The sequence below is a fragment of the Providencia rustigianii genome, assembly GCF_900637755.1.
In the GTDB taxonomy this organism is placed as follows: domain Bacteria; phylum Pseudomonadota; class Gammaproteobacteria; order Enterobacterales; family Enterobacteriaceae; genus Providencia; species Providencia rustigianii.
This window is the reverse complement of record NZ_LR134396.1, coordinates 2,141,518-2,167,772: the sequence shown is the minus strand read 5'-3', so window position 1 is coordinate 2,167,772 and position 26,255 is coordinate 2,141,518. Positions and strand designations below refer to the sequence as shown.

The window sequence follows — 26,255 nt, the reverse complement described above, 5'->3', positions numbered from 1 at the left end:
AATATCAAACTCGGGTTTCTGGCATTTCAAGCGCTTTTAAAAATTCATAAACAGCTAATTGAGCGCGTATTTTGCGCTTATTGCCGCGAGGGACATAATTATTACTCAGTTCTTTATCAACAAAACGTGCTTTGACGGTATCGCTAAATTGCAGTTCGAGGATATCTAAAACGAGTTGTTTCAAGCGCGGGTCAACCAAACGAACCGCGACCTCAATGCGATAGTCAATATTGCGAGTCATCCAATCGGCGGAGGAGATAAAGACTTTTTCATCACCCGCATTGGTGAATACGTAGACGCGATCGTGTTCAAGGAAACGATCGACCACACTCGTCACGTGAATATTTTCGCTATAGCCTTGTTGCCCTGCAACTAATGAGCACATTCCTCGGACTAATAAGCGAATTTTCACACCCGCATTTGAGGCATCATACAGTTTGTCGGTTAATTCTCTATCAACTAAGTTGTTTATTTTCAGTGTGATACCACTAGGCAGCCCAGCATTAGCATTGGCAATTTCTTGGTCTATTAGCTCTGTAATTTTGGTCCGTGTATTTTGTGGCGATACCATTAAGTTATCAAAGGTCACTGGGCGATATGGGTTTTCAATAAAGCTAAAGACGCGGCGAACTTCATTAGTGATTTGTTCGTCACAGGTCAGTAGTGAATAGTCGGTATATAAGCGCGCTGTTTTTTCGTTAAAGTTACCAGTTCCGATATGGGCATAGCGGACAATTTGCCCCTCTTCCATGCGGGAAATAATAAACAGCTTGGCGTGAATTTTAAGTCCCGGTGCAGAGAAGATAACGTGAACACCGGCTTCAGTCAGGCGTTTTGCCCAGTGGATATTGGCTGCCTCATCGAAACGAGCTTGTAACTCCACCACGACGGTCACTTTTTTGCCATTGTGAGCTGCGTGGATCACGGAATCAATAATGCGGGAATCTTTAGCCACACGATAAATATTAATTTTAATCGACAGAACATTAGGGTCGAAAGAAGCCTGACGAAGTAATTCTAAAGTGTGTTCAAAAGTGTAATAAGGGTAGTACAGCAACACATCACGTTCACGAATGGCGTCAAAGCCGTTACGGAAATTGTCAAACCAGCGGTGACGTAAACGCGGCAAAGGTTTATTCAGTAGATTTTTATTCCCTTCATTTGGGAAGTTAATGAAATCTTTAAAGTTATGGTAGCGTCCACCTGCAATAACTGAATCATCACTGGATAAGCCCAATTTTTCTCGTAAAAGGGCGACCATCTCGTCCGGCATATCTCGTTGATACACAAAACGTACGGGTTCTGCGGTGAGGCGCTGTTTTAATGTGGATGACATTATTTCCAGCAAGCTGGACTCCATTTCGGTGGCAATGTCATATTCCGCATCTCGGGTCATCTTCATCGAATAAGCATTGAGTTTGTCATAATCGAAGAAGCCTTTAAAAATTTCATCAAGGGTGTAACGTAATATGTTATCAATCAAAATCATGGATTTTCGACGTTTTGGCATTTCTGGTGGCAGATTAACAAAACGTGGAACCTTATCCGATGGGATCTCCAGCAGTGCATATTGCACATTGGCACCATTAATAATTTCAACCGCAAGATAGGTGTAGTCGTCTTTTAAGAACTCAACTAAGTTGGTATCTCGGTTAATTAAAATGGGGGTAATGTGCTGACGCAGGTTTTGTCGAAAATATTGACGCAACCAAATCTGTTGGCGTGGAGAAATTTGACGTTCATTGATTAAAAAAATCTGATTACGCGCCATTTCTAGTAGCAAGTCGTTATATAAAATATCGAACTCTTGCTCTTGTTTTGCGACTTTGGATTGGATGCGCTTGAGTAGATGGCGAGCCCCGCTAGCGGAGCCTCGCTCTTCATTAATTAAAATACGGCGTTTTACATCGGCAAAACGGACCTTATAAAATTCGTCTAAGTTATTGGAATAAATGCCCAAAAAACGCATTCGTTCAATCAAAGGGTTACGCTTGTCAGCGGCTTCTTGAAGAACTCGTTCGTTAAAAGAGAGCCAGCTGAGCTCTTTTTCATGATAGAGGCGTTCTTGGGACATTGTTGCTCCGTATTCGACTGATAATATAGGTTAATGCGTGTAGAGACTGATTATCACCTGTCACTTACTTGCCGTAAGACTGTGGCATATTACTCATTTGTAGCTTGCTGCTTCATTGCAAAATATTGATGCTGAAATATGCACATACGGATTGCAGTATGATAACGACCATTCACAAAGAACTCATCAATAAGCTCGCCTTCAGTATGGAAACCGAGCTTATTATAGATATGAATAGCTTTGATATTTTCTTTATCGACTATCAGATACAGCTTGTATAAATTGAGCACCGAAAAGGCGTAGTCCATTGCGAGTTTTGCTGCTCGGCTAGCATAACCTTTGCCTTGATAACGCGGTGCGATAATAATTTGAAATTCGGAACGACGGTGAACATAATCAATTTCAACCAATTCGACTAAACCGACTTTTTCACTATCGCATTCTACGATAAAGCGTCGTTCAGATTGGTCATGAATATGTTTATCGTAAAGATCACTTAACTCCACAAATGCTTCATATGGCTCTTCGAACCAATAACGCATGATATTGGCGTTATTATCGATTTGATGGATAAATGCTAAATCTTCACGCTCAAGTGGGCGCAATCTGAACAGATGAGCTTGCCCGGTCGTCATAAAACACCTCAGTTTATTGTTAATTTTAGAACTCGTTAAGGATAAAACATCAATCACTAAGTCAATTGACCATCCTTATATTTAGAATACCACTTATTTACAATAAAATAATGACAGAAAGCAGGGTGTTATTCTTATTGGTGAATATTAGTTCACTTAATTACAGCGTAATCGCTTTCGTATATCGAACAATGAGTTCTTTCTGATAAACGTATGTAAATAAAAAGGGCGGAGATTTTTTCTCCACCCTTAATCGTATTTTCTAGGCTGCTATTCGGCAATGAACCCTGTTATTGGTATCGCTTTACCATCTAAAAAGGCTTTACCATCCCCCATGACTAGTCGATTAGCAATAAACCACTCGACCACTTGAGGATAAATAATGTGCTCTTGTAGTTTGACTCGTTCGACCAAATCATCCTCGGTATCTGTTGAATAAACCGGTATGCGACCTTGCATAATAATCGGACCGCCATCGAGTTCTTCCGTGACAAAATGCACGGATGTACCGTGTTCTTTATCGCCATTTTCTAAGGCCCTACGATGAGTATGTAGCCCCGGATATTTTGGTAATAAAGAAGGGTGGATATTGAGCATTTTCCCAGTGAAATGTTTAACAAATTCGGGGGTGAGAATGCGCATAAATCCAGCCAAAATGACTAAATCAGGTTGGTACCGTTCAATGGTGTCTAACAATGCGGCATCATATGTTTGGCGATCGGCAAATTGTTTGGAGTCCACACAAATGGCGGGAATACCCGCCTTTTGTGCTCGCTGTAAACCGTAAGCATCATTTTTGTTGCTAATCACAGCAACGATTTGCCCGCTGATTTCACCACATTGGCAAGCATCAATCATTGATTGTAAATTACTGCCGCTGCCCGAAATCAATACCACGATGTTTTTCATTAGCGAATAACAACCTGCTCTTCACCGGCTGGCAATGCGCCAATAGTACCAATTTGCCACGCATTTTCCCCTAAAGAGGTCAGTAAATTTAGGGCAGATTCAACTTCTGATTGTGGCAGGGCGATGATGATACCGACGCCGCAGTTAAATGTACGATACATTTCGTGAGTGGTGACATCGCCTGCCTGTTGTAACCATTCAAATACAGCAGGCCACTGCCAACTATTACCATCAATAATTGCTTGGGTATTATCCGGTAATACGCGAGGAATATTTTCCCAGAAACCGCCACCTGTAATATGCGCAATGGCATGGATATCATTTTTGGCAATGAGTTCCAGTACATTTTTCACATAAATTCGGGTTGGCTCAAGGAGATGATCAGCGAGAGATTTTCCTGCTAATTGGGTAGTTTCTGGGTTGGTTTTGCTCACTTCCAAAATTTTTCGGACTAATGAATAGCCGTTAGAATGTGGGCCACTTGATCCTAAGGCAATTAACGCATCGCCGGCGCTGACTTTTGAACCATCGATGATTTCAGAACGCTCAACAACGCCAACACAGAAGCCTGCAACATCATAATCTTCACCGTGGTACATTCCTGGCATTTCAGCGGTTTCACCGCCAACTAATGCGCAACCTGATTGTTTACAACCTTCGGCTATGCCTGTAATGACGCTAGCTGCGGTATCCACATCTAATTTACCCGTAGCATAATAATCGAGGAAAAATAGTGGCTCTGCACCTTGTACGATTAAGTCGTTCACACACATAGCGACGAGGTCGATACCGATGGAGTCATGGCGTTTCAGATCCATAGCAAGACGTAATTTAGTGCCTACGCCATCAGTGCCTGAAACTAAAACAGGTTCACGATATTTCTGCGGAAGGGAACATAATGCGCCAAATCCCCCCAGTCCTCCCATAACTTCTGGACGGCGAGTTTCTTTCACCACACCTTTGATACGTTCAACCAATGCGTTACCCGCATCAATATCGACACCGGCATCTTTATAGCTGAGAGAGGTTTTATCAGTCACTACGGCCCCCAAGGCAATTGCATTTTGGAAAAAATAACATCATTTGCAGATATTCTATCAGGCTCCGCAAACGTTTGCGATAGCTTTCTGAGTGAAATATTTGTCAGAATAAAGGGATATCCAGTGATAGATCGCCCACTAATTTATGGAGAACCTATAACAAAAAATATTTGGTGTATACTATTCGAACAAAGAAAGTTTGTTTGATTATACTTTGACCTAAATCAATAGGTTCCTAGTGGCATATAATAAAAAAAGAGGTATAATCCGGCGATTTTTTTGTCCGGTGACGTTTAAAAAGGTAGGAGAAACCCATGAAGATCGTTGAGGTAAAACACCCTCTCGTTAAACATAAACTCGGCCTGATGCGAGATCACGATATAAGCACTAAGCGTTTTCGTGAACTGGCCTCAGAGGTTGGTAGCCTACTAACTTATGAAGCAACCGCAGACCTAGAAACTGAAAAAGTTACTATTGATGGTTGGTGTGGTCCGGTAGAAATTGAACAAATTAAAGGTAAGAAAATTACGGTAGTCCCAATTTTACGTGCTGGTATTGGCATGATGAACGGCGTTCTGGAAAGTGTTCCAAGTGCACGTATCAGCGTAGTGGGTGTTTACCGTGATGAAGAAACATTGCAACCTGTCCCATATTTCCAAAAATTAGTTTCAAACATCGATGAGCGTATGGCTCTGGTTGTTGACCCAATGTTAGCAACAGGTGGCTCGATGATTGCAACTATCGACCTATTGAAAAAATCCGGCTGTAATTCAATTAAAATATTAGTTCTTGTTGCTGCTCCGGAAGGTATTGCTGCATTAGAAGCTGCTCACCCTGATGTTGAACTGTATACCGCTTCGATTGATCAATATTTAAATAAAGATGGTTACATCGTTCCGGGTCTCGGAGACGCGGGCGATAAGATATTTGGTACTAAATAAATAATTAAGCCGACTTGATAGTCGGCTTTTTTTTGATAAAAAAATAATACTCACTACCATGATAAGAGGATAAAGAGAGATGACACGCCGCACGATAAGTGTTGAAGAAAGACCACCTTTATTACAAACCATCCCATTAAGCTTTCAACATTTGTTCGCCATGTTTGGGGCGACGGTAATTGTACCTATTTTATTCGGGGTTAACCCTGCAACTATCTTACTGTTTAACGGGATTGGTACACTGTTATACCTGTTTATTTGTAAAGGAAAAATCCCAGCGTATTTGGGCTCTAGTTTTGCCTTTATTTCACCAGTTTTAATTTTATTACCTTTAGGTTATGAGCTCGCTCTTGGTGGGTTTATTATCTGTGGGGCGCTGTTTTGTCTTGTGGCACTCATTGTCAAAGTGGCCGGTCGCGGTTGGATCAACGTCATGTTCCCTCCTGCGGCAATGGGGGCAATTGTTGCAGTTATTGGTTTGGAATTGGCTCAAACGGCAGCGGGAATGGCAGGATTATTGCCAAAAGAAGGCGCACCCGTTGACTCATCGACATTAATCATCTCACTTACCACGTTGTCTGTGACGATTTTATGTGCAGTGGTATTCCGTGGTTTCCTGTCGATTATCCCAATTTTAATTGGTTTCCTTTCTGGTTATGCACTGTCGTATTTTATGGGGATTGTCGATTTCACTCCGGTGATTGAAGCACCTTGGTTTGCGATTCCAACGTTCTATACGCCACGTTTTGAATGGTTTGCTATCCTGACTATTTTACCTGCGGCATTAGTGGTTATTGCTGAACATGTCGGGCATTTAGTGGTCACTGCGAATATTGTAGAACGTGATTTGATGAAAAACCCAGGTTTACACCGTTCGATGTTTGCTAATGGGATTTCTACCGTATTATCAGGTTTTTTTGGTTCAACACCAAATACCACTTACGGTGAAAACATCGGGGTCATGGCGATCACTAAGGTCTATAGCACTTGGGTTATTGGCGGTGCGGCGGTAATTGCTATCTTACTGTCCTGTATCGGTAAACTTGCGGCGGCTATTCAGTTAGTTCCGGTTCCAGTCATGGGTGGCGTATCCTTGTTACTGTATGGGGTTATTGGTGCATCGGGTATTCGCGTATTGATCGACTCTAAAGTGGATTATAACAAACCGCAAAACCTGATTTTAACATCGGTGATTCTAATCATCGGTGTTAGTGGTGCAGTGATCCATATTGGTCAAGCTGAACTGAAAGGTATGGCACTGGCGACTATCGTGGGTATCTTGATGGCATTATTATTCCGCTTTATTACCTTCGTACGCCCAGAAAAACAGTTCATTACTTCAGAAGTGGATGTTGTGGAAGAAAAGAAAAATAAATAAGCGGTAATACAAAATAAATTGCCGGAGTGGCTAAAGCTCCGGCAATTAACGTTCTGAGTGTTCATCTATCCTTGGTATTTATGATAAACTTATCGGCGTTAATTGAATTGTACAATCAGAGGCGCTTCTGAACACACCATCTCAGCTATCACTACCACTCTATCTTCCGGATGATGAAACCTTTGCAAGTTTCTATGCGGGGGAGAATGAAGGGTTGCTGTCAGCGCTTAAAACAGCGATTAACCAACCTCATGGCAGTTATATTTATTACTGGTCTCGAGAAGGAGGCGGTAAAAGCCATTTACTACATGCGGCTTGTGCTGAACTTTCAGAGCAAGGTATTGCTGTCGGTTATGTTCCTCTCGATAAACGGGCCTATTTCGTACCTGAAGTTTTAGAGGGTATGGAACACTTATCCCTTGTCTGCATTGACAATATCCAGTGCATTGCAGGTGATGAAGAGTGGGAAATGGCCATTTTCAATTTATATAACCGCATATTAGAGATTGGGCGAACCTGTTTACTGATTACAGGGGATAGACCTCCTCGTCAAATTGATTTAAAACTTCCTGATTTAGCCTCTCGTTTAGATTGGGGGCAAATTTATAAACTTCATCCGCTGAGTGATGAAGATAAAATCCATGCATTACAGTTGCGTGCAAGTATTCGTGGGTTTGAATTACCTGAAGATGTCTGTCGTTTTGTTTTAAAACGGCTAGATAGAAAAATGGGGACGCTATTTGATATTTTGAATAAGCTTGATCATGCTTCTATTGTTGCGCAGCGCAAGATGACCATTCCCTTCGTAAAAGATATCCTCAAGTTATAAAAGTTTGGCAGCCAATCGACTGCCAAATATTTCACTTATAAAATCTCTAGTACTTGCTCCGGTGGGCGACCTAATTTCGCTTTTTTGCCTTTAACAACAATAGGGCGCTCAATTAATTTTGGATTATCATGCATGGCTTTAATGAGTTGCGCTTGAGTTAAGGCTGTATCTGCTAATTTCAACTCTTTATATAACTCTTCTTTGGTGCGCATTAGTTGGCGTGCATCACTGAATCCTAGCATTTTCAATAGTTTTTCAATTTCTGCAACTGAGGGCGGTGTTGTTAAATATTCAACCACCGTCGGCGTAATACCTTTGTCTTGCAATAAACCCAAGGTTTCACGGCTCTTTGAGCAGCGTGGGTTATGATAAATTTTAATTGAATCCGTCATGATTATTGGTCCTTACGGTTTTGCATTACTATCACGTTCTTTCAGCCTTGTCAGCTCATCAATACGCGCATCAAATCGTAGCTGCTCGTAGCTACCTAAACGGCTTCTACGGCTAGCTTCACTCAAATAATTAATGGCAGTGTCATAGTTACCGCGTAGTGCCATACCTTCCGCATAGGCGGCAAGTTCCGCATTGCGATCCCCTTGTTTAGCCGATGCTTCTGCCAACAAATCCCATCCTATCGGGTCATATGGGTAATCAAACGTATATTTATTTAATAGCTTGCTGGCATCTTGATATTGACCGCTATTCACGTACGCATTGGCTAAGTTAACAATAAATACCGTATTTTTCGGTGATTTTTTCAGGGCGTTTTGTAGGCGGGTTACTGCTTTTCCAACCTGCTTTTGTTCAATGTCTATATCCGTCATTGAGTCAATAAACCATGGATTATCTGGTTGTTTGGCCAATAATTCTGACAGGATAGCGCCTGCTTCGGCATATTTTTTATCTTGTGATAATTGTAAAGCTTGACCATATTTTGCGGCCAGTTGTTCTTGGGCATTGCCTTTACTGTAATTATCCAAGATTTGGTCTAGTGCAATTTTTTGGTCGGCGCTATACATGGACAAGATACGTACTCGAGCCAACATAAAATCGAGAGAAGATGGCGCGCTAACTTTTGGATATTGGTTAGAACGGTTGCGTGCATCCGCTAAACGGCTATCAGGTAAGGGGTGGGTGAGCAGGATTTCAGGTGGTTTTGACATATAGCGCGTTTGGTCTGACATTATTTGCATAAAATCAGCCATCGCATGTGGGTCAAAACCCGAGCGGCGTAAGGTCTGTAAACCGATACGGTCGGCTTCTTGCTCATTCGCTTGAGTGAAGCTGATCATCCCTTGTTGCATGCCTGCCATGGTCCCTGTTAATGCGGCAAAACCAGCTTGTGGGTTTGCCATTACGAGTAGCAATGAGCCAATGGTTCCTGCAATAGCCAGTGGCGTAGTGGCTTTTTGGTCTTCCATCATTCGCGCCAAATGGCGCTGAGTCACGTGAGATATTTCATGCGCCATGACAGATGCTAGCTGGCTTTCATTTTGGCTATAGCGGAATAGGGCGGAGTGTAATACGACGTTACCACCAAAATAGGCATAGGCGTTAATATTTGGGTTATTGACTAAATAGAACTTAAATGGAGTTTTAACTGAATCCGCATTGGTCACTAAACGTTGCCCAAGCTTGTTAATATATTGGGTAAGCAGCGGATCATAAATTAAAGGCGTACTGCCTCGAATTTGGCGAGTAATTGCATCGCCCATTATGATTTCTTGGTTGATGCTCAGTGTACCGCCAGCCGTGGTACCAATATCTGGTAAGGTATCTTCGACGGAACTATATGCAGGTAATATAGCGCCATGGATCAGCGCAGACATGAATACAGCCAGTAATGGATATTTCAATTTTTTAGTCATGGTGCATATCTTCACTTATCACCTACAGAAAACGCGAATTAATTAGGAGATATGATAGCAAAAGCTATCGTAAAATCTGTTATTCGGTATAATTTTCTTCAATTTAGGAACTGTCCTTGTTTGACCTTCCCAGGAGCCAATAAATGTTAGAGATGTTTTTACAATGGTACCGTCGGCGTTTTGCTGACCCGCAAGCAGTTGCATTGTTTAGTCTGCTAGTCATTGGCTTTTTGGTCATATTTTTCTTCAGCAGTATACTGGCTCCATTATTAGTCGCAATTGTCTTTGCGTATTTACTTGAATGGCCAACTCATTTGCTTCAACGTATCGGTCTTTCCCGTGTTTTATCGGTTAGCATCATTTTGACCTTATTTGCGGGAATTAGTGCCATGGTGATCCTAATTATTGCACCTACAGCATGGCAACAAGGGATGAATTTGGTTGCAGATTTACCTAACATGGTCACTCGCTTTAGTGAATTTGCACAAAAACTGCCGGAGCAATATCCCGCTCTCGTTGATGCTGGGATCATCGATATGATGGCAGATAATATTCGTAGCAGGTTGTCAAATGTTGCGGACTCAGTGGTTAAAGCGTCAGTTGCTTCATTGATTGGTATTTTCACTCTCGCGATTTATTTGGTTCTGGTTCCATTGATGATATTTTTCTTATTGAAAGATAAAGAAAGAATTTCGAAAAGCTTTCTAAAACTATTACCTCGAAATCGTTTATTAGTCAGCAAGGTATGGCTAGAAATGAATCAACAAATCACCAATTATTTACGTGGTAAAGTCACGGAAATGGTTATTGTTGGGGTCTGTACCTATATTGGGTTTGCCTATTTTGATTTGCGCTATTCAGTACTGTTATCTGTGTTGGTTGGGGTTTCTGTCTTGATTCCTTATATCGGTGCTGTCGCGGCGACAATTCCTGTCGTGCTCGTGGCGTTATTCCAGTGGGGAGTGGGTAGTGAATTTTGGTCGTTATTGATTGTTTATCTGGTCATTCAAGGCTTGGACAGTAATATTGTGGTGCCATTACTCTATTCAGAAGCTGTGAATTTGCATCCATTAGTCATCATTTTATCCGTGGTGATTTTTGGTGGATTATGGGGCTTTTGGGGCGTGTTCTTTGCTATTCCGTTAGCGACATTGATTAAAGCAGTCATTAACGCGTGGCCTCAAGATGTGAATGATGTTGAAACACCAGATAAAAACTTATCATAGAAGTCAAAAGTAAGCAGAAAAGAAAAAGGTTGCCTAAAATATTCGGCAACCTTTTTGTTTAATTAGGCGTGAGCGTTGATATACGCTAGAACGATTTCATGGTGATTACTGGTTTTAAAATCGTCAAAAACATGTTCAATGGTGCCGTTCGCATCAATAAGAAAACTAATACGGTGAATCCCATCGTAGGTTTTCCCCATAAATTGTTTTTCACCCCAGACACCGAATTGCTCACAAACTTGATGATCTTCATCGGATAACAGAGTGAAGTTTAATAACTCTTTTTCAGCGAAACGAGCCAATTTTTCTGGTTTATCTGTACTAATACCTAAAACCTCGACACCTTTTGATTTTAGTGTATCCATCTCATCACGCAGGCCACAAGCCTGAACAGTACAACCTGGGGTCATTGCTTTAGGATAAAAATAAGCTAATACGCGTTGCCCCTGATAATCAGAAAGATTGATGATCTCACCATCTTGGTCAGGAAGGCTAAATTGAGGCGCCTTATCACCGGCTTTCAATGGGTTCATTGCATATATCTCCGTTAACTCTGCATTTTGGGATTGTTAACAATACTGATGTTGCCTTTGGCACTTAGCATTGTACATAGTTGTTGAAATTTATTCTTTATAATTATGCCATTATCATCCAGAGGATCATGGGCTGTAATTTGGATTTCTAATTGAGCGGGCATATCTTCATTAGCAGGCTGTGTCTTTGATACTAGTTCAGCAATATTACAGTGTTGCGTGGTGAGTAAATTGGTGAACTGTTCGACGATGCGAGGAGCATCATCTACAACAACATTGATCGTTACAGTTGAAGGATAGTAGGTTTTTTTCACGCTGTGCGTTCTTTTCATCACAATCAGCAGATCAAGCTCAGCACCTTTGGTGGGTAAGATCGCTTCTAACAATGTGATAGCGTTCCAACTCCCTGATAACATCATGATAAATGTAAATTCCTCGCCAAACATAGCGAGTCGGCTATCCTCAATATTACAATCACACTCGCTGACAAGACGTGTAATCGTATTCACGATGCCCGAACGATCTGTTCCCAGCGCAGTAATAACAAGAAATTGCGGTTCAGTCTTAGGCAAAGTTTGTTCCTTATTTGACTAAATTATGGTCAGAATGGTGTTGACCCTAGATGAAGCTAAGGAAACCATAAAATTGTGAGTCTGCCAAGTAAAGTGATTCACTCTTGCGACAAATACTGCTGAATTATTACTTCTATTTAAGTTAATGTCATTGGCATTAACAAAATTCATTAAAATCTTGCGTTTGGGTGGTTTTATTCTTTGAAATGAAAAAGTAACATGGGAACTCATCTATTTAGGGGATATCGTGATGGCAAATCAAAACGCACACTACAAAGATTTTTTAACGGGAAGTATTGTTGCCGTTATTACACCAATGGACTCAGCTGGAAACGTCGATAGAGCAAGCTTGAAAAAGCTGGTGGATTATCATGTAGAAAGCAAAACTACAGCCATTGTTTCTGTAGGAACTACCGGGGAGTCGGCAACACTTAACCATAAAGAACATGTGGATGTCGTTAAAGCAACCCTTGAGCTAGCAGATGGGCGCATTCCTATTATTGCGGGCACTGGTGCCAACGCAACAGCAGAAGCAATTTCGTTAACTCAAGAGTTTGAACACAGTGGCGTAGTTGCTTGCCTGACGGTAACGCCTTATTATAATAGACCGTCACAAGAAGGTTTATACCAACACTTTAAAGCGATATCAGAAAACACCAGCTTGCCACAAATTCTCTATAATGTACCATCACGTACTGGTTGTGATTTATTACCAGAAACTGTGGGGCGCTTGGCGAAATTGGCGAATATTGTTGCAATTAAAGAAGCAACAGGGAACTTAGCAAGGGTTCACCAAATCAAAGAGCTGGTTGATGAAAATTTTGTCCTGCTATCTGGTGACGATGCAACAGCACTTGATTTTATGCAACTTGGTGGTCAAGGGGTAATTTCCGTCACTTCCAATGTGGCTGCTGCGCTGATGGTAAAAATGTGTGACTTAGCGCTTGAGGGCAAATATACTGAAGCCCGTGAATTGAATAAACGACTGATGGGGCTTCATCATCAGTTATTTGTTGAGCCAAATCCAATACCAGCGAAATGGGCATGCCATCGTCTTAACCTCATCGCTGATGATACGTTACGGTTACCAATGACACCGCTAACAGTATCAGGGCAGCAAAAGGTTGAGGATGCCATGAAGCTCGCTGGCTTACTGTAAAATTTAGGGAATTTTAATGGCAACATTATTGCAAAAATCGAAGGTTATGAAGGTTGCTGGCCTGTCACTTGTCGTGTTACTGGCAGCCTGTTCCAGCGATCAGCGCTATAAACGTCAGGTCAGTGGTGATGAAGAATATCTTAGTGCTGCGCCATTGAAAGCATTGAATGTGCCTCAAGGAATTACATTACCTGCGGCGAATGGTGAATATGATCTTCCTAAGACTACATCCACTGGCGCAGTAGGTAAGGCACTTGATATTCGTCCTCCTGTATTGACGATTTCACAATTATCCGGTTCTCGTACTGAGAATAGCGCTGAAGCAAGTCGTTTGTTGCTAGAAAATACACCTGAAAATAGTGCGTTATGGTCACAAGTTGCGATGATTTTAGAGCAACGCGGTATTCCAGTATCCAGTAAAAATGATGGTTCTCGTTTTATCGAAACTGACTGGATTAAGTGGGATCGTGCGGATGAAAACGTGCCATTAGAAAGTCGACATAAAGTGACTGTTCAACCTGAAGGTGGCATGATTGCCTTAACTGTGACCAATTTAGGTCTACGCCAAGGTAATGAGTCAGTGACTGATGCAGTTGAAGTTCAACGCTATAATAAATTGTTATTAAACGATTTAACTGATGCTCTTTATGCCTTACGTGACACCTCAAGTAAAAATAGCCTACAAAGCGCGTATGGCATTATTGATGTGCAGACCGGCAGTAATGACACGGGATTACCGGTTGTTATTGTACGCGCACCATACGATGCAGTTTGGGAGCGTTTACCACATGCATTAGAAAGTGTTGGCATGAAAGTGGGTGATCGTAGCCGTTCAGCGGGTTCTGTGATGGTGACTTACAAAGGGCTGAGTAGCTCTGAATGGCAAGCGTTGGGAATTGATGATCCTTCGGTGCCAGAAGATGATTATAAAGTTCAAGTGGGTGACCTGAATAACCGTAGTAGCTTACAGTTTATCAATACTAAAGGTGTGCCATTAACTCAGAAACAAAATGATGAGATGGTTGCTGCGCTGAAAGCCGCTTTTAGTAAAGCTCCAACTAAAAAATAAGTTTATTTAGCTTATTGGTTCATAAAGAAACGCTATCCGATTGGGTGGCGTTTTTTTTTACTCAAATGCTCAAATAAAGTGAGCTAAATGTAATAAAATCGTTTAATTATCACTCTAACGGTTAATGTATCCAACGCTATTTTTCGGATATACTTCAGTCAATATGGGTGAACAAAGAGGATAGAGTCGTGGATAATAACGCATCAAAACCAACGACAGATAGAGATAATAGTTCGATGCCAAGACAAATATCAGGGGCTGAGTTTAATTATAAACTTAGGGATCCTCAGAATAATCAGGCTCATACCGAAAGTTTTATTCGGGATGGTGTCGTGAATGTTGATTTACCAGGTTATGTTACGCCGAAAGGGTATCGGCTAGTTAAATCACTTAAAAAAGAACAATATAGATTATTAACAACGGATGGGATCCCTGAAACAGTTTATTTACTTGAATTGAGATTCCGTAATGACATAATTTTTGGGCAAACGACATGTACACAAATTAAGGTCTGGAGAACAATGTCCGTAGAGCACAAAAAAATTATTCGTGATATGCCGAGTATTTTCTTTGCTCACCTTCTGGATACTCATTGTATTATGGTTACGGACGAAGAACATACTCGTGATGGGCAACGTTTTTGGGAAACAATGATTGTTTGGGCCTTTTATGCTAAATATTATATTTATGCTTCAGATGGAACCATTGAAGACAGACCATTAACTCAAATTCAAAACGAAGCAGAGTTTTTCTCTCAATGGGTAAACCAGCTGTGGGGCACGGATATTGACGTTTATACACATAAGTTGGTCGTAATTAGTAAACATCCATTACTGTAGTTTCGTACTATTTCATTTTAATCACCTAAAAATTTTCACGACAAACCAATGGACAAAAAATCAGTATTCACGGCTAAGTAATCGTTTGCGTATGCACGTAAATTTTATTATCATAATTGGTAGTTAATTATAAAATATTGAATATCAGTAAGTTAGGCTTAAGGTGTAAGTTTATCGATAACTGACTGAATCAGAGCAGAAAATTAACAATGAAGACGTTTTTTTTACGGGTTTAATTCTACTGTTACTTATCTGAATCTGCTGTGCAGATTGGTTTCTATTTAGTTTAATCACATCTCTGGAGTGTGTAAGATGCAAAAGAAAGCTGAGTTGTATCGTGGCAAGGCAAAAACTGTCTATACCACAGAGGATCCGAATTTATTAATTTTGGAGTTCCGTAATGATACATCAGCACTCGATGGGGAGCGTATCGAGCAATTTGACCGTAAGGGAATGGTCAATAACAAATTTAACCATTTCATTATGACTAAGCTAGAAGAAGCAGGCATTCCAACACAGATGGAAGCGCTGTTATCTGATACTGAAGCTTTAGTTAAAAAATTAGATATGGTACCCGTAGAATGCGTTATTCGTAACCGTGCAGCAGGCTCCTTAGTCAAGCGTCTTGGTGTTGAAGAAGGAATGGTATTAAATCCACCTTTATTTGATTTATTCCTAAAAGATGATGCTAAACATGACCCAATGGTCAATGAATCTTATTGCGAAACTTTCGGTTGGGTAAGTAAAGAAAATTTAGCGAAAATGCGTGAATTAAGCTACAAAGCTAACGAGGTATTGAGTAAAATTTTTGCAGATGCAGGTCTGATCTTAGTCGATTTCAAACTTGAGTTTGGTCTATTCAACGGTGAAGTAGTTCTAGGCGATGAATTCTCTCCAGATGGTAGCCGTTTATGGGACAAAGAAACGCTAAATAAAATGGATAAAGACCGTTTCCGTCAAAGCCTTGGTGGGCTGATTGAAGCTTATGAAGAAGTTGCTCGTCGCATTGGCGTAAAACTTGATTAAGTTCCCGAAAACAGTGACAAGATAGCCTGCTATGCAGGCTATTTTTTTGTCATGAGATGTGACGCCGAGCTAAAAAAGCGTCACTCCATGACTTGGCATTATTCTCAATAGGTAATTGTAGGTGTCGGCTTAGTGCCTGCAATGTGGGGGCAGGAAGTTGCGAATCAGGTTGTAACTCTGGATGGCATAAAACATCAGCAACAGCGCCATCAGCAATCAAGCAACCTTTTGATAAATGCACTGCGCGCTGAAAATTTCTAGCTACAAAATCCAAATCATGGCTGATGGCAATGACTGTAGTGCCTTGCTTACGTTGAAGCTGTAGCCAATCTTCAAAACAGCCTAGCCAATGAGCATCAAAATCGCGGCTGGGTTCATCAAGAAGTAGTAGCTTTGGTGCTACCGCCGTTAAACAGGCTACAGCGACCATACGACGCTGCGCTGAATGTAAATCTAGAGGGTGCTTATCAGAAACCTTGGTAAGATGACAAATGTCGAGAGCTTGTTGAAGACGTCGTTGGCTTTCTGTATGGGATAGTTTTAACTGGCGTAAGCCAAAGCGGATTTCTTCTTTAACGCTGCTGTGAAATATCTGTTTTTCGGCCTCTTGAAATAAGATGCCAATCTGTTGGGCTCGTTCTACCGCGCGGTAGTGGCTGACAGATTGATGTTCGAAATTAACGTCTCCCTTTGTGGGAGATAACAATCCCGCGATCAATCGCAAAAGTGTTGATTTTCCCGCACCATTATCGCCAACTAAAGCCAACCATTCTCCCGATTTAACCATCAATGATAATTGGCTGATTGCGTCCTCAGCGGTCGGCGTCCAGCGAAAACTAAGTTCATTGATTTGTAGCATAGTACTCTCTCATTCCTTGTAATAGTTGTTGCTCATCACGAGGAATTCCCTGATCCCAAACCCCGCTTTGAATGAGATGGCCAATAACTCTCCATGCATCCGGCATATTAATGGTACGTTGTGCAGGAAGAAAAACCTGCTCAATATCGCCTATAGCGGCAGTTTTTCCTTGCTCTAATAGCATAAAATTATTGCAAAAGTGGAGAGCTGGAAGTAAATGGCGTTCAAATAGAACGATACAACAGCCGGTCAATTGAGAATATTGCTTTAGTTGATAAAGCAGGCGCTCGGTTGCCGCAGGTGTTAGGCGACTAAATGCTTCATCTAACAGAAGGAGTTGAGGGCGCATGGCAATGGCACAGGCTAAGACAACGCGTTGAGCCTCACCGCCAGAAAGCGTTGCAGGATGGCGGGTACGTAAACAATCACAGAAGGTTAATTCTAAAGCATGTTCGACCCGTTGCTGAATCTCTTCAGGTGATAGTCCTAGGTTTTCTGGTCCAAATGCAACTTCTTGTTCAACAGAAAAAGTGCAACCCGACAACTGTAGTTGAGGGGATTGTTGGACCCATTGTCGGTTTGCGGCTAAGTTAACGAGAGTCCCTTGGCCAATTTCTTGTGAAAGTACTAACGACGTGCCAGATAAAAGTCCACTTAGTTGGTCAGGATACCAGCCTGCTAATAGCTGAGCGAGGGTACTTTTTCCACTCCCGTTACCACCCAGAATACACAGCCAATCTCCTTGTGCTAATTGTAGGTCTAAGGGGCCAAGCAAAGGTGTTTCAGAGCCTTTAGGTGTAAAGGTCATTTGTTTAATATTTATAACCATATTGCCAAACCTCCTTCAATAAAAAGGAGGAAGAACATTCCAATACGAAGCCTTTTTTGAAAAAGGCTGTCTATCGGCGGATTTAACGTGGTTCTATTTTTCGTGTAGCGGAAAGCTCGCATATCTAGAGCCGCACTACGAACAGTGAGTTCAGATAAGGCATTACTTGCCAAAGGTAATAAAAGGGTGGGCAATGAGGTTAATCTTTGCCAAAAATTGCCATCTAGAGGAACGCCACGGGCTAACTGAGCTTCACGAATACTGGAAAGTTGCTGGCGCAATTGCTCCACTAATAATAGAGGACCCGCCAATAAGTATGCGAAGCTAGCGGGAAGTCGACTGGCAAATAATGCACGGATAAAGCGTTCAGTGGGAACATATTGTAGCCACAATTGGGATGCACTAATGATAGCTAACAAACGAAACCATAGTGCCATCGCTTTTTGTTGCTGGGCGATTGGCGGCGGTGAACCGGTCAATAGTTCACTTAACCAACCCCCATGAATCAGCCATAGTCCCGCAGCCATCGGTAGCATAATCCAGGCAATAAATTTCCAGCGGTAGAACGAGGCTGAGCGTAAAATCACTGCGGAAAATGCACCGAAAGCAATCAAGATGAGTGCCCAGCCTAGGGGCAACATGAGTGTGCTGGCACTAAACCAGAACCAGAGTGTTAATGATGTAAAAGGGTGCATGACGAACCCCTAACGAACCTTGGCCATATTGGGGAAGCTGCGTTGGACGCGTTCAGGTAAGCGGCGCACTAACAGCCACGCGATGATGGCAGAAATAATTTTGTCAGCAATATTTGCACCTAATACGGTAATAGCTACGGATTCGAGTAAACCATCACCGATGGCATATAGATAGGCTACAAAGAAGTCAGCACCGCTACCAGTAGTACCCGAAAATAGATAAGTCCTGATAGGAACGGCAACAATCATGAGTGCTAAGGTAATAATAATTGCTGATAAAATCACGCGGGGCAAAGTTCGAAATCCTCCTGCACGAGCCAACAATCCTGCACTAAGACCAATCATCATCGCCACGGGTGCGAATGCGGCGGCGATCGGACTGCTGATTAATCCCCAAAGCAAGTTAGTGAGTAATCCACTGAATACAGCGACCCAAGGACCCGCAAGTAAGGCACAAATGAGCGTACCAATTGAATCAAGAAAAATAGGCAGTTTTAGCATTGAGCTTAATTGCCCAGCAATCATATTGATTGCAATAGAAAATACGATGAGAGCCAAGGTACGGCTAGAAATAATGGACGAGTTTGCCATGATAGATTGATCCCTTAGAAATAAAAATTGAAGCTAATAATGAAAATTAACGTTCAGTAATCACCAACTCTTCATACCCAGAAAGTGGGCAATGCTCTCGGGTAAACTGAACGCTCTCTAATTCACCGATAACCAATTCAAGCGTGGTTCTGACAGTACAGCCGGGCATCATATGACCGCCACTCATGTGTCCATTTTCATCGGAAACAGCGAGATGAAGATGTTCCCCTTCGGCATCTAGGGTGCCAATTAAAGAAACAATTTCATATTTACCCGAGGTGAGATGAGTATTTTCTTGTCCTGCAAAGCGTAATGCAACATCGGTTAAACTTCCGACACAGCCAGCAATAAATGCGGCATAAAGTTGATGTTGCTTAATTTTTTGTCGTAAGGTGAGAACGACGTCCTCTCCGGGACACAAACGAAGCGCAATAAAGCGGGCGTTTGAATGGTGCGCTAAAGGTTGTGACATAGCTGCAATCCTAGCTAATAGGTTTATAGGTTTCCATAATCTATTATACGAATTGCATTAAGGCTGTCTGGAGAGTAATTTTTTTTCGAGTCTTTTTAGCTTAAATAGCTATAGGTTGAAAAATATCGACTAAAAAAATGGATAAGGTCACTATGAATAGGATTTGGAGTGTTCTATATCCTAATTATTTAACTTAAGTTGCTATGCGTGAAGTGATCTAAAGCATAAAAATAAGTTAGTTTTAGGATAAACTGCAAATATTGCTGTTTAAGTTGGTAAAATTTGCTTCTTTAAAATCAGATCAATAACATACACAGCAAATTTGTCCTATCTACATTATTTGTACTGAGTGAAAGCTGAGCACTAATTTTACAGGGGTACCCATGAGTCAAGTTGACCCAACACTGATCATTTTATTGGTTCTTGCGGGGCTGGGCATTATCAGCCATAACATGACAGTGACACTCGCAATGCTATTTCTCTTGGTTGTGCGGATCACTCCGCTTAATCATTTTTTCCCATGGGTTGAAAAATATGGTCTAACGATCGGGATTTTGATCTTAACTATTGGTGTCATGGCTCCAATTGCGAGTGGCAAAATATCAGCTCACGATGTCTTTAACTCCTTTTTAAACTGGAAGTCGTTATTGGCGATTGTCATCGGTATAGCAGTTTCTTGGCTAGGTAGCCGAGGCGTGGCATTAATGGGACATCAACCCTCAACAGTAGCTGGTTTATTGGTAGGAACGGTTATTGGTGTTGCACTATTTCGTGGGGTTCCTGTTGGGCCATTGATCGCAGCAGGGATACTCTCTCTCTTGATTGGTAAGTCATAGATTACCGATGGATATACCATTAGACGAAATTGTTCAGCAACTACAACGCGGCGGATATCGCCGTTTATTGGTGCTGTCAGGAGAAAGTGATTGGGTAGAATCACAGCTAGTACAATTCAGACGGCAATTACGAGGTGACTGGTTGTGTGTATCTGCGGATTTACCTGACAGTATTTTACCTGAAAAAGCACATTTACTGTTGGGGCGAGAATTTACTCACGCCGTTTTTGATGCCCGATCAGGATTGCATTCTGAAGCACTTGCTATGCTTGCGGGAACGTTGAAAGCAGGTAGTTTATTGGTGTTATGCACGCCAGCTCAACAGCATTGGGCTCAGAAAAATGATACAGATAGCCTGCGTTGGAATGAGCAATTAGGCATTATTCCAACACCGAATTTTGTACGCCATCTTCAACGAACAGTATTATCGTCCCCTGATGTGCTGCTTTACCAACAAAATGTTGGGTTTTCCTATCGTTCATTACCTGATAGCCCAGAATGGCATCCTCCGACGGGGGAACCAACAGTTCAACAACAGCAAATACTTCATCAATTATTATCTGCGCAACAGGGCGTTTGGGGTATTATTGCTGCCCGAGGAAGAGGAAAATCGACCGTTGCTGGAATGCTGATAAATCAATGGCAAGGCGAGTGTTGGTGCTGTGCTCCAGCTAAAGTGACGATAGGCACATTGGAATCTTTCGCTAAAAAAACCTTAAATTTTTGGGCGCCTGACGCACTGTTAAAATATTGTCAATCAGGTCAGCCTATTGATGCAGACTGGCTAATTATTGATGAAGCCGCTACGATCCCAACCCATATATTGCGCCAGCTCATTACTTATTTTCCTCGAGTGTTAATGACAACCACAGTTGATGGTTATGAAGGTACGGGGCGGGGTTTTATGATGAAATTCTGTGATAGCGTAGATAATTTTACCTCACTAGAATTGAGTGAACCAATCCGCTTTGCACCCAATGACCCTCTAGAAAATGTGATTAATCAAGGTTTGTTACTTTGCGAGCCTACGCCAATTCCTTGGATTGATGCTCCGGTGAGAGTCTATTCTATTAATCAACAGCAACTTACTCATAATCTAAATCAGCTTCAAGGGTTTTACGGATTACTGACAGGAGCTCATTACCGAACATCCCCGTTAGATCTACGGCGTTTATTGGATGCTCAACAGCAACACTTTGCCATTGCGAGTGTGCAAAATGGGCAGCAGCAAGCTCATATAGGCGCACTGTGGATGGTTGATGAGGGCGGATTAGATACGTCATTGAGTTGGCAAATTTGGGCTGGACAGCGTCGACCTCGAGGTAACTTAGTCGCTCAATCACTTGCGGCTCATAGTTATTTTCCTACTGCGCCACAACTAATTTCTCGGCGGGTTATGCGTATCGCAGTAGCATCTTTATATCGTCGTAAGAAAATCGGGTACCAATTACTTCAGCAACAGATTGAGCAGGCAAATGCTGATGGGGTAGATTTCTTGTCGGTTAGCTTTGGTTTAACGCCAGAATTACTGGCATTTTGGCAATCTGTGGGTTTCCATCTGGTGCGTATTGGTAGCCATATTGAAGCCAGTAGTGGCTGTTTTACTGCAATGGCGGTACTGCCTTTATCCGCAGTTGCTGGTGAACTTTGCAATAAAGGGCAGTATTTATTGCAAAGAGATAATTTCTGGCGCACTGATTTGAATGAATTTAGTCTGAAAATATCCGCTGACCAACGCTTAATAGAGGAAGATTGGCTAGAATTGATTGGTTTTAGTGACTATCACCGTTCTGTTTCCGCGAGTTCAGCAGCGATACAGCGATATTTAAAATGGCTTCAGGGGCAGCAACATGCACTATCGACTTCTGTTCTGAGTCTTCATTTTATGCAAGGTTTATCAATTGAACAGATTGTTCAAACATTAAAACTGGCAGGGCAAAAGCAATGGTTAAAGCAAGCAAGAGCAGAAGTTGGGCAGTGGCTGGCAGAATATCAACCTGATCAGCTTCAAGCTCTTAAGCAGAAAGTTAACGCTTTTTGTCTTTAGGCCAGTCATCATCCTCATCATCCCACAAGTGGTTATTGTCTTGGTGAGGTGGAATTTCAGGTTTGTCTTCTAAATATTTTTTAGGATCTAGTCGCATCATTTCTTTTACTGAATTCCAGATAATACCGACGAGTAAAAGTAAAATGATCCACCAGTAATCTGCGAGCCATTGCATATTTGCCTTCTTATATTAATCATAATACTGTGTAGAACAGCCGAAAGGTGAGTTTACAATAATCTTAGTGGAGCCATTTAACCATGTTTTGTGTTTTTACGGGAGAGCTGGGATGAATATAAAAAAAATCATATTCATTACCGTAGGATGGCTTGCTGTCGGTTTGGCTTTTTTGGGGGTTATTTTACCGGTCATGCCAACAACCTGTTTTTTATTGTTAGCGGCATGGTGCTTTTCGCGTTCTTCACCACGATTTCATAATTGGCTACTATATCGCTCATGGTTTGGTGGTTATTTACGCCATTGGCAAACCTATCGCGCTTTACCTAAAGGTGTAAAACCGAAAGCGATGGCATTGATCACGATAACTTTTACATTTTCAATTTGGGTCGTCGGGTTTTGGTGGCTAAAGATTGGATTATTTATAGGAATGTGTTGGTTACTGATCTTTATGTACCGGTTACCAGTGGTTGATGTTCCCTCGTCAGATCAGGATAAAACCGCACCGTGACGGAATTAAATTTCACTCAGCAGCATAACGCTGAGTGAAATGAAAACAGGTTTATTCAGGAATTTTTATATAGCGGTTAAAAACAGAGTCTAAATTAGCTAATAACCAGCTTTTTCCATAAATATCCTCTTCGATAAGGACTTGTCTAATTACTTCTGGTGTTAACAACTGCTCTGCCTGATGCGATAAAGGCCAGTAACTAATATGCCAAGGTTCGTAAGCCACTCCGCCGTCTTTCGCGGTAAAAGGGCGATAAAAATCAAAGGTTGCCATATTTTCACTCAGCCACTCATTGAGTTCTGCTAAATAACCGCCAGCTTCGTATTCCCAAGGCTCTAATTGCAGCGTTTGCCCTGCTGGAATGCGCAATGGATCATAAACATCAATTTCGGTTCCCCAATGATGGCGGCTTGCTCCCGGTAAAGCTGACCAATGTAAAATGGCTTCACAGCGCTCACCTTCAGTCAGGGTGGAAATATCTAAAGGTTGACTATGGGTATCAAGAACAGGGCGCTTACCTGTAAATTTCTCATTCCAAATTAACTGTTGACGGGAGAAATCTCGAAATGCGCTTGCTGACTGTAATTTAAAACCCGCTCTTGCAGCCGCTTGTTGCATGGCTAGAAAGGCTTTAGTCGCATTAAATTGTAACTTGTGGTTACCACCTAATGTCACTAAATGGTCGGTGCAACGGCCTGTTAGCATGTCGATTGTGATCATAAGATCAGTAACTCCATGATGCGTTCATAAATCAGTGCTAATTTTTGTAGGTCATCAACACTGACACACTCATCCACTTTATGGATAGTGGCATTTAGTGGGCCTAGTTCAATAACGTGCGTTCCCATCTGGGCAATAAAGCGACCATCGGAGGTTCCACCACTGGTGGACAGTGATGTGGTGCGCCCCGTCAATTCTTGAATCGCTTGTACAGTGGCACTGACCAATTTACTTTCACCAGTTAAGAATGGCTGCCCAGATAAGACCCAGTCTAAATGGTAATTCAACCCATGACGGTCGAGCATTTCGGTAACGCGTTCTTTAATGATGGTATCTGTAAGTTCAGTACTAAAACGAAAATTAAATTGAACGTTAAGTTCACCAGGGATCACATTATTCGCCCCAGTGCCTGCCTGAATATTTGCAATCTGCATGCTCGTGGCTGGGAAATATTGGTTACCTTCATCCCACGTTGTGGTGACTAATTCTTGTAAAAAGTGAGTTGCTCTATGCACAGGGTTATCGGCAAGATGTGGATAGGCAACGTGCCCCTGTATTCCAATAATGGTTAAATTGGCTGTTATGGAACCACGGCGTCCATTTTTAACTATATCCCCAAGTGCAGATTGACTTGATGGTTCACCCACTAAGCAGTAATCGACAGGTTCATGACGTGCCATTAAGGCTTCCACAACTTTGACTGTACCGTGAGTTGCTTTGGCTTCTTCATCTGATGTAATTAAAAATGCAAGGCGCCCGGTATGATTAGGATGTTTTGCAACAAAACGTTCAGCAGCAACGACCATGGCAGCAATTGAACCTTTCATATCGGCTGCGCCACGGCCATGCAGATGTTGATTGATAATGACCGGAGTAAATGGTTCTGTTTTCCATTTGTTGGGGTCTCCGGCAGGTACGACATCAGTGTGGCCTGCAAATGCTAATGTTTTTCCATCTTGACCACGATAAGCCCAAAAATTAAGCGTATCGCCAAATGGCATTTTTTCAACAATAAACCCGACGTTATTTAAGCGTTCTATTAATAAGTCTTGGCAACCTTGATCATCAGGACTGATAGATGGGCGAGAAATTAATTCTTTGGCAAGTTGAATAACAGGGCAATCCATTCTATCACCTTCTATTGTGTGAATTTTTGATAATCATCGACAGAAAATCCCACTAAATAGCGGTTATCTGCGGATATTAAGATTGGACGTTTGATCATCGCTGGTTCTGCCAGTAACACTTTTTTTGCGCTAGCTGCATCAACAACCGCATTTTTTTCAGTATCACTCAGTTTACGCCATGTAGTGCCTCTTTTATTGACTAATATATCCCAGTCAATATGCTGTAAAAAGGTGGAAAGCAGTTCATCACTGATGCCATCAACACGATAGTCATGAAATTGGTAATGGATACCGTTATCTTCTAGATAGCGACGGGCTTTTTTTATGGTATCGCAGTTTTTAATCCCGTACATAACATAAGGAGAAACAGGGGTGTTGGACATGACATTTTCCTCTGATGGCTAACAATGTGTGCCATACATAATGCTGGAAAATACAAATATGGTCTACCCCTTTGAATAGAAAAGATTAATTAAAAAACTAATTGATATAATAATTAATATTGAGACGTTAATATTCATAATACCATATGGATAATTAAATATTATTAATGGAGATTATATTAAAAAATATATTATTTAATATGATTATTTTGATCGCATGTATATTAAGCTAGCCTCTAATCTTGAACGAACACGTAATTTTTTTAAAACATTTCGAATATGGACTTTGACTGTTTCCTCTGAAATAAAAAGTAGCTGAGAGATTTCTCTGTTTTTTAATCCAGCAGCCATCTCGTGTAATATTTCACATTCTCTTCGAGTTAATGTTGAGAGTGGATCTTTTGATTGATGTCGAGTAATTAAATGTTGATATACTTTTTCACTAAAGACGTGATGCCCTTCGATGGCTTTTTTCATACTATTAACCAGCATGTCGAGTTCACTATTTTTTAATAAATAGCCTTGAGCACCAGCATCTATTGCGGAGTAGATATCGGTTTTCATTGTAGACAGAGACAAGACTAATAGATAACTGTTAGTGCAATGCTTGCGTAGTAACCTAATTGTTTCAAAGGTTTTATTACCATGGATTATGGTATCTATCAGAATCATTTTAGGCTGTTTTGTAGTGGCTATATTTAAAGCTTCTTTACAATTACAGACTTCATCAGTGACGTGAAAATCAGTTGCAGTATTTATCAGTTGGGATAGTCCAAACCTAATTATAGGGTGTTCATCAATGATCATAACGGTGTGATTAGACATAGAGGGTTCCTTTTTCATGTCTTGATATTTTTTAGATTAATAATTGTTAATCTAGTTTAAATTCAATTAATTTAAATTCTATGAGTT

29 protein-coding genes are annotated in these 26,255 nt (G+C 41.4%); 11 read left to right on the top strand and 18 right to left on the bottom strand.

Going from position 1 to position 26,255, the window contains the following annotated elements; genetic code table 11:
• Positions 1-4 precede the first annotated feature (4 nt).
• The 4 genes from ppk1 to purM form a co-directional block, all read right to left on the bottom strand.
• The gene (gene ppk1, locus EL244_RS10065; protein WP_006815351.1) at positions 5-2,074 is read right to left on the bottom strand and encodes a polyphosphate kinase 1; all 2,070 of its coding nucleotides are present in this window, start codon (positions 2,072-2,074) and stop codon (positions 5-7) included.
• 89 nt (positions 2,075-2,163) lie between these two features.
• On the bottom strand, positions 2,164-2,709 hold the full coding sequence (speG, locus tag EL244_RS10060) for a spermidine N1-acetyltransferase (RefSeq protein WP_006815350.1): 546 nt from the start codon (positions 2,707-2,709) through the stop codon (positions 2,164-2,166).
• A 270-nt stretch (positions 2,710-2,979) separates the two neighbouring features.
• Positions 2,980-3,618, bottom strand: coding sequence for a phosphoribosylglycinamide formyltransferase (gene purN / locus EL244_RS10055; protein WP_126460666.1), 639 nt, complete (start codon positions 3,616-3,618; stop codon positions 2,980-2,982).
• Complete coding sequence (gene purM, locus EL244_RS10050) at positions 3,618-4,658, bottom strand: phosphoribosylformylglycinamidine cyclo-ligase (protein WP_126460663.1); 1,041 nt, start codon at positions 4,656-4,658, stop codon at positions 3,618-3,620. The genes purN and purM overlap by 1 nt, the downstream gene beginning before the upstream one ends.
• 314 nt (positions 4,659-4,972) lie before the next feature.
• On the opposite strand from purM, the gene upp reads away from it, so the two are divergent.
• From upp to hda, 3 genes are all read left to right on the top strand, one after another.
• Positions 4,973-5,599, top strand: a complete 627-nt coding sequence (upp, locus tag EL244_RS10045) for a uracil phosphoribosyltransferase (RefSeq protein WP_006815347.1) — start codon at positions 4,973-4,975, stop codon at positions 5,597-5,599.
• 79 nt (positions 5,600-5,678) lie between these two features.
• On the top strand, positions 5,679-6,977 hold the full coding sequence (gene uraA, locus EL244_RS10040) for a uracil permease (RefSeq protein ID WP_126460660.1): 1,299 nt from the start codon (positions 5,679-5,681) through the stop codon (positions 6,975-6,977).
• Positions 6,978-7,083: 106 nt separating this feature from the next.
• Positions 7,084-7,806, top strand: coding sequence for a DnaA inactivator Hda (hda, locus tag EL244_RS10035; protein ID WP_039855247.1), 723 nt, complete (start codon positions 7,084-7,086; stop codon positions 7,804-7,806).
• Positions 7,807-7,841: 35 nt separating this feature from the next.
• On the opposite strand, the gene arsC is transcribed toward hda, so the two are convergent.
• Both arsC and bepA read right to left on the bottom strand, forming a co-directional pair.
• Complete coding sequence (gene arsC, locus EL244_RS10030; protein WP_126460657.1) at positions 7,842-8,198, bottom strand: arsenate reductase (glutaredoxin); 357 nt, start codon at positions 8,196-8,198, stop codon at positions 7,842-7,844.
• Between the two features lie 12 nt (positions 8,199-8,210).
• Positions 8,211-9,674, bottom strand: coding sequence for a beta-barrel assembly-enhancing protease (bepA, locus tag EL244_RS10025; protein WP_126460654.1), 1,464 nt, complete (start codon positions 9,672-9,674; stop codon positions 8,211-8,213).
• A gap of 143 nt (positions 9,675-9,817) precedes the next feature.
• Here bepA and EL244_RS10020 point away from each other — a divergent pair, with 143 nt between their 5' ends.
• Entirely contained in the window at positions 9,818-10,900 is a 1,083-nt protein-coding gene (locus EL244_RS10020) for an AI-2E family transporter (protein WP_112836891.1), read from the top strand.
• A 62-nt stretch (positions 10,901-10,962) separates the two neighbouring features.
• Here EL244_RS10020 and bcp read toward each other — a convergent pair whose 3' ends face one another.
• Both bcp and EL244_RS10010 read right to left on the bottom strand, forming a co-directional pair.
• On the bottom strand, positions 10,963-11,433 hold the full coding sequence (gene bcp / locus EL244_RS10015; protein ID WP_115164373.1) for a thioredoxin-dependent thiol peroxidase: 471 nt from the start codon (positions 11,431-11,433) through the stop codon (positions 10,963-10,965).
• Between the two features lie 14 nt (positions 11,434-11,447).
• Entirely contained in the window at positions 11,448-12,005 is a 558-nt protein-coding gene (locus tag EL244_RS10010; RefSeq protein ID WP_006815340.1) for a glycine cleavage system transcriptional repressor, read from the bottom strand.
• Between the two features lie 250 nt (positions 12,006-12,255).
• Here EL244_RS10010 and dapA point away from each other — a divergent pair, with 250 nt between their 5' ends.
• From dapA to purC, 4 genes are all read left to right on the top strand, one after another.
• The gene (gene dapA / locus EL244_RS10005) at positions 12,256-13,164 is read left to right on the top strand and encodes a 4-hydroxy-tetrahydrodipicolinate synthase (protein WP_006815339.1); all 909 of its coding nucleotides are present in this window, start codon (positions 12,256-12,258) and stop codon (positions 13,162-13,164) included.
• A gap of 16 nt (positions 13,165-13,180) precedes the next feature.
• A complete protein-coding gene (bamC, locus tag EL244_RS10000; protein ID WP_006815338.1) occupies positions 13,181-14,233 on the top strand; it encodes an outer membrane protein assembly factor BamC in 1,053 nt (350 codons plus the stop codon).
• Positions 14,234-14,400: 167 nt separating this feature from the next.
• A complete protein-coding gene (locus EL244_RS09995; protein WP_126460651.1) occupies positions 14,401-15,072 on the top strand; it encodes a hypothetical protein in 672 nt (223 codons plus the stop codon).
• Between the two features lie 312 nt (positions 15,073-15,384).
• Positions 15,385-16,098 (top strand): phosphoribosylaminoimidazolesuccinocarboxamide synthase, encoded by a 714-nt coding sequence (purC, locus tag EL244_RS09990; protein WP_006815336.1) that lies wholly within the window; start codon positions 15,385-15,387, stop codon positions 16,096-16,098.
• A 49-nt stretch (positions 16,099-16,147) separates the two neighbouring features.
• On the opposite strand, the gene EL244_RS18320 is transcribed toward purC, so the two are convergent.
• The 5 genes from EL244_RS18320 to EL244_RS09965 are packed head-to-tail and all read right to left on the bottom strand — an operon-like array spanning position 16,148 to position 19,544.
• The gene (locus EL244_RS18320) at positions 16,148-16,957 is read right to left on the bottom strand and encodes an energy-coupling factor ABC transporter ATP-binding protein (protein ID WP_126460648.1); all 810 of its coding nucleotides are present in this window, start codon (positions 16,955-16,957) and stop codon (positions 16,148-16,150) included.
• On the bottom strand, positions 16,941-17,786 hold the full coding sequence (locus tag EL244_RS09980) for an energy-coupling factor ABC transporter ATP-binding protein (RefSeq protein ID WP_126460645.1): 846 nt from the start codon (positions 17,784-17,786) through the stop codon (positions 16,941-16,943). Before EL244_RS09980 ends, EL244_RS18320 begins: the two co-directional genes overlap by 17 nt.
• Positions 17,777-18,481: an energy-coupling factor transporter transmembrane component T gene (locus tag EL244_RS09975; RefSeq protein WP_172597517.1), complete on the bottom strand. Its 705-nt coding sequence runs from the start codon at positions 18,479-18,481 to the stop codon at positions 17,777-17,779. The genes EL244_RS09980 and EL244_RS09975 overlap by 10 nt, the downstream gene beginning before the upstream one ends.
• 9 nt (positions 18,482-18,490) lie before the next feature.
• Entirely contained in the window at positions 18,491-19,072 is a 582-nt protein-coding gene (locus EL244_RS09970; RefSeq protein ID WP_126460642.1) for an ECF transporter S component, read from the bottom strand.
• Positions 19,073-19,118: 46 nt separating this feature from the next.
• Entirely contained in the window at positions 19,119-19,544 is a 426-nt protein-coding gene (locus tag EL244_RS09965; protein ID WP_126460639.1) for a PPC domain-containing DNA-binding protein, read from the bottom strand.
• Positions 19,545-19,927: 383 nt separating this feature from the next.
• Here EL244_RS09965 and EL244_RS09960 point away from each other — a divergent pair, with 383 nt between their 5' ends.
• Positions 19,928-20,380: a DUF441 domain-containing protein gene (locus EL244_RS09960; RefSeq protein ID WP_006815329.1), complete on the top strand. Its 453-nt coding sequence runs from the start codon at positions 19,928-19,930 to the stop codon at positions 20,378-20,380.
• Positions 20,381-20,387: 7 nt separating this feature from the next.
• The gene (locus EL244_RS09955) at positions 20,388-22,427 is read left to right on the top strand and encodes a tRNA(Met) cytidine acetyltransferase TmcA (RefSeq protein ID WP_126460636.1); all 2,040 of its coding nucleotides are present in this window, start codon (positions 20,388-20,390) and stop codon (positions 22,425-22,427) included.
• Here the strand turns inward: EL244_RS09955 and EL244_RS09950 are convergent.
• Positions 22,408-22,602, bottom strand: a complete 195-nt coding sequence (locus EL244_RS09950; RefSeq protein ID WP_126460633.1) for a YpfN family protein — start codon at positions 22,600-22,602, stop codon at positions 22,408-22,410. The two genes, EL244_RS09955 and EL244_RS09950, sit on opposite strands and share 20 nt — an antisense overlap.
• Before the next feature lie 118 nt (positions 22,603-22,720).
• On the opposite strand from EL244_RS09950, the gene EL244_RS09945 reads away from it, so the two are divergent.
• Entirely contained in the window at positions 22,721-23,113 is a 393-nt protein-coding gene (locus EL244_RS09945; RefSeq protein WP_039855470.1) for a DUF454 family protein, read from the top strand.
• Positions 23,114-23,164: 51 nt separating this feature from the next.
• Here the strand turns inward: EL244_RS09945 and EL244_RS09940 are convergent, their stop codons facing one another.
• The 4 genes from EL244_RS09940 to EL244_RS09925 form a co-directional block, all read right to left on the bottom strand.
• Positions 23,165-23,833, bottom strand: coding sequence for a M15 family metallopeptidase (locus EL244_RS09940; RefSeq protein ID WP_126460630.1), 669 nt, complete (start codon positions 23,831-23,833; stop codon positions 23,165-23,167).
• On the bottom strand, positions 23,830-24,960 hold the full coding sequence (dapE, locus tag EL244_RS09935; RefSeq protein WP_006815324.1) for a succinyl-diaminopimelate desuccinylase: 1,131 nt from the start codon (positions 24,958-24,960) through the stop codon (positions 23,830-23,832). The genes EL244_RS09940 and dapE overlap by 4 nt, the downstream gene beginning before the upstream one ends.
• 11 nt (positions 24,961-24,971) lie before the next feature.
• Positions 24,972-25,343, bottom strand: a complete 372-nt coding sequence (locus EL244_RS09930) for an ArsC family reductase (RefSeq protein ID WP_039855238.1) — start codon at positions 25,341-25,343, stop codon at positions 24,972-24,974.
• Between the two features lie 204 nt (positions 25,344-25,547).
• Positions 25,548-26,168, bottom strand: a complete 621-nt coding sequence (locus tag EL244_RS09925) for a LuxR C-terminal-related transcriptional regulator (RefSeq protein WP_126460628.1) — start codon at positions 26,166-26,168, stop codon at positions 25,548-25,550.
• Positions 26,169-26,255: the final 87 nt, after the last annotated feature.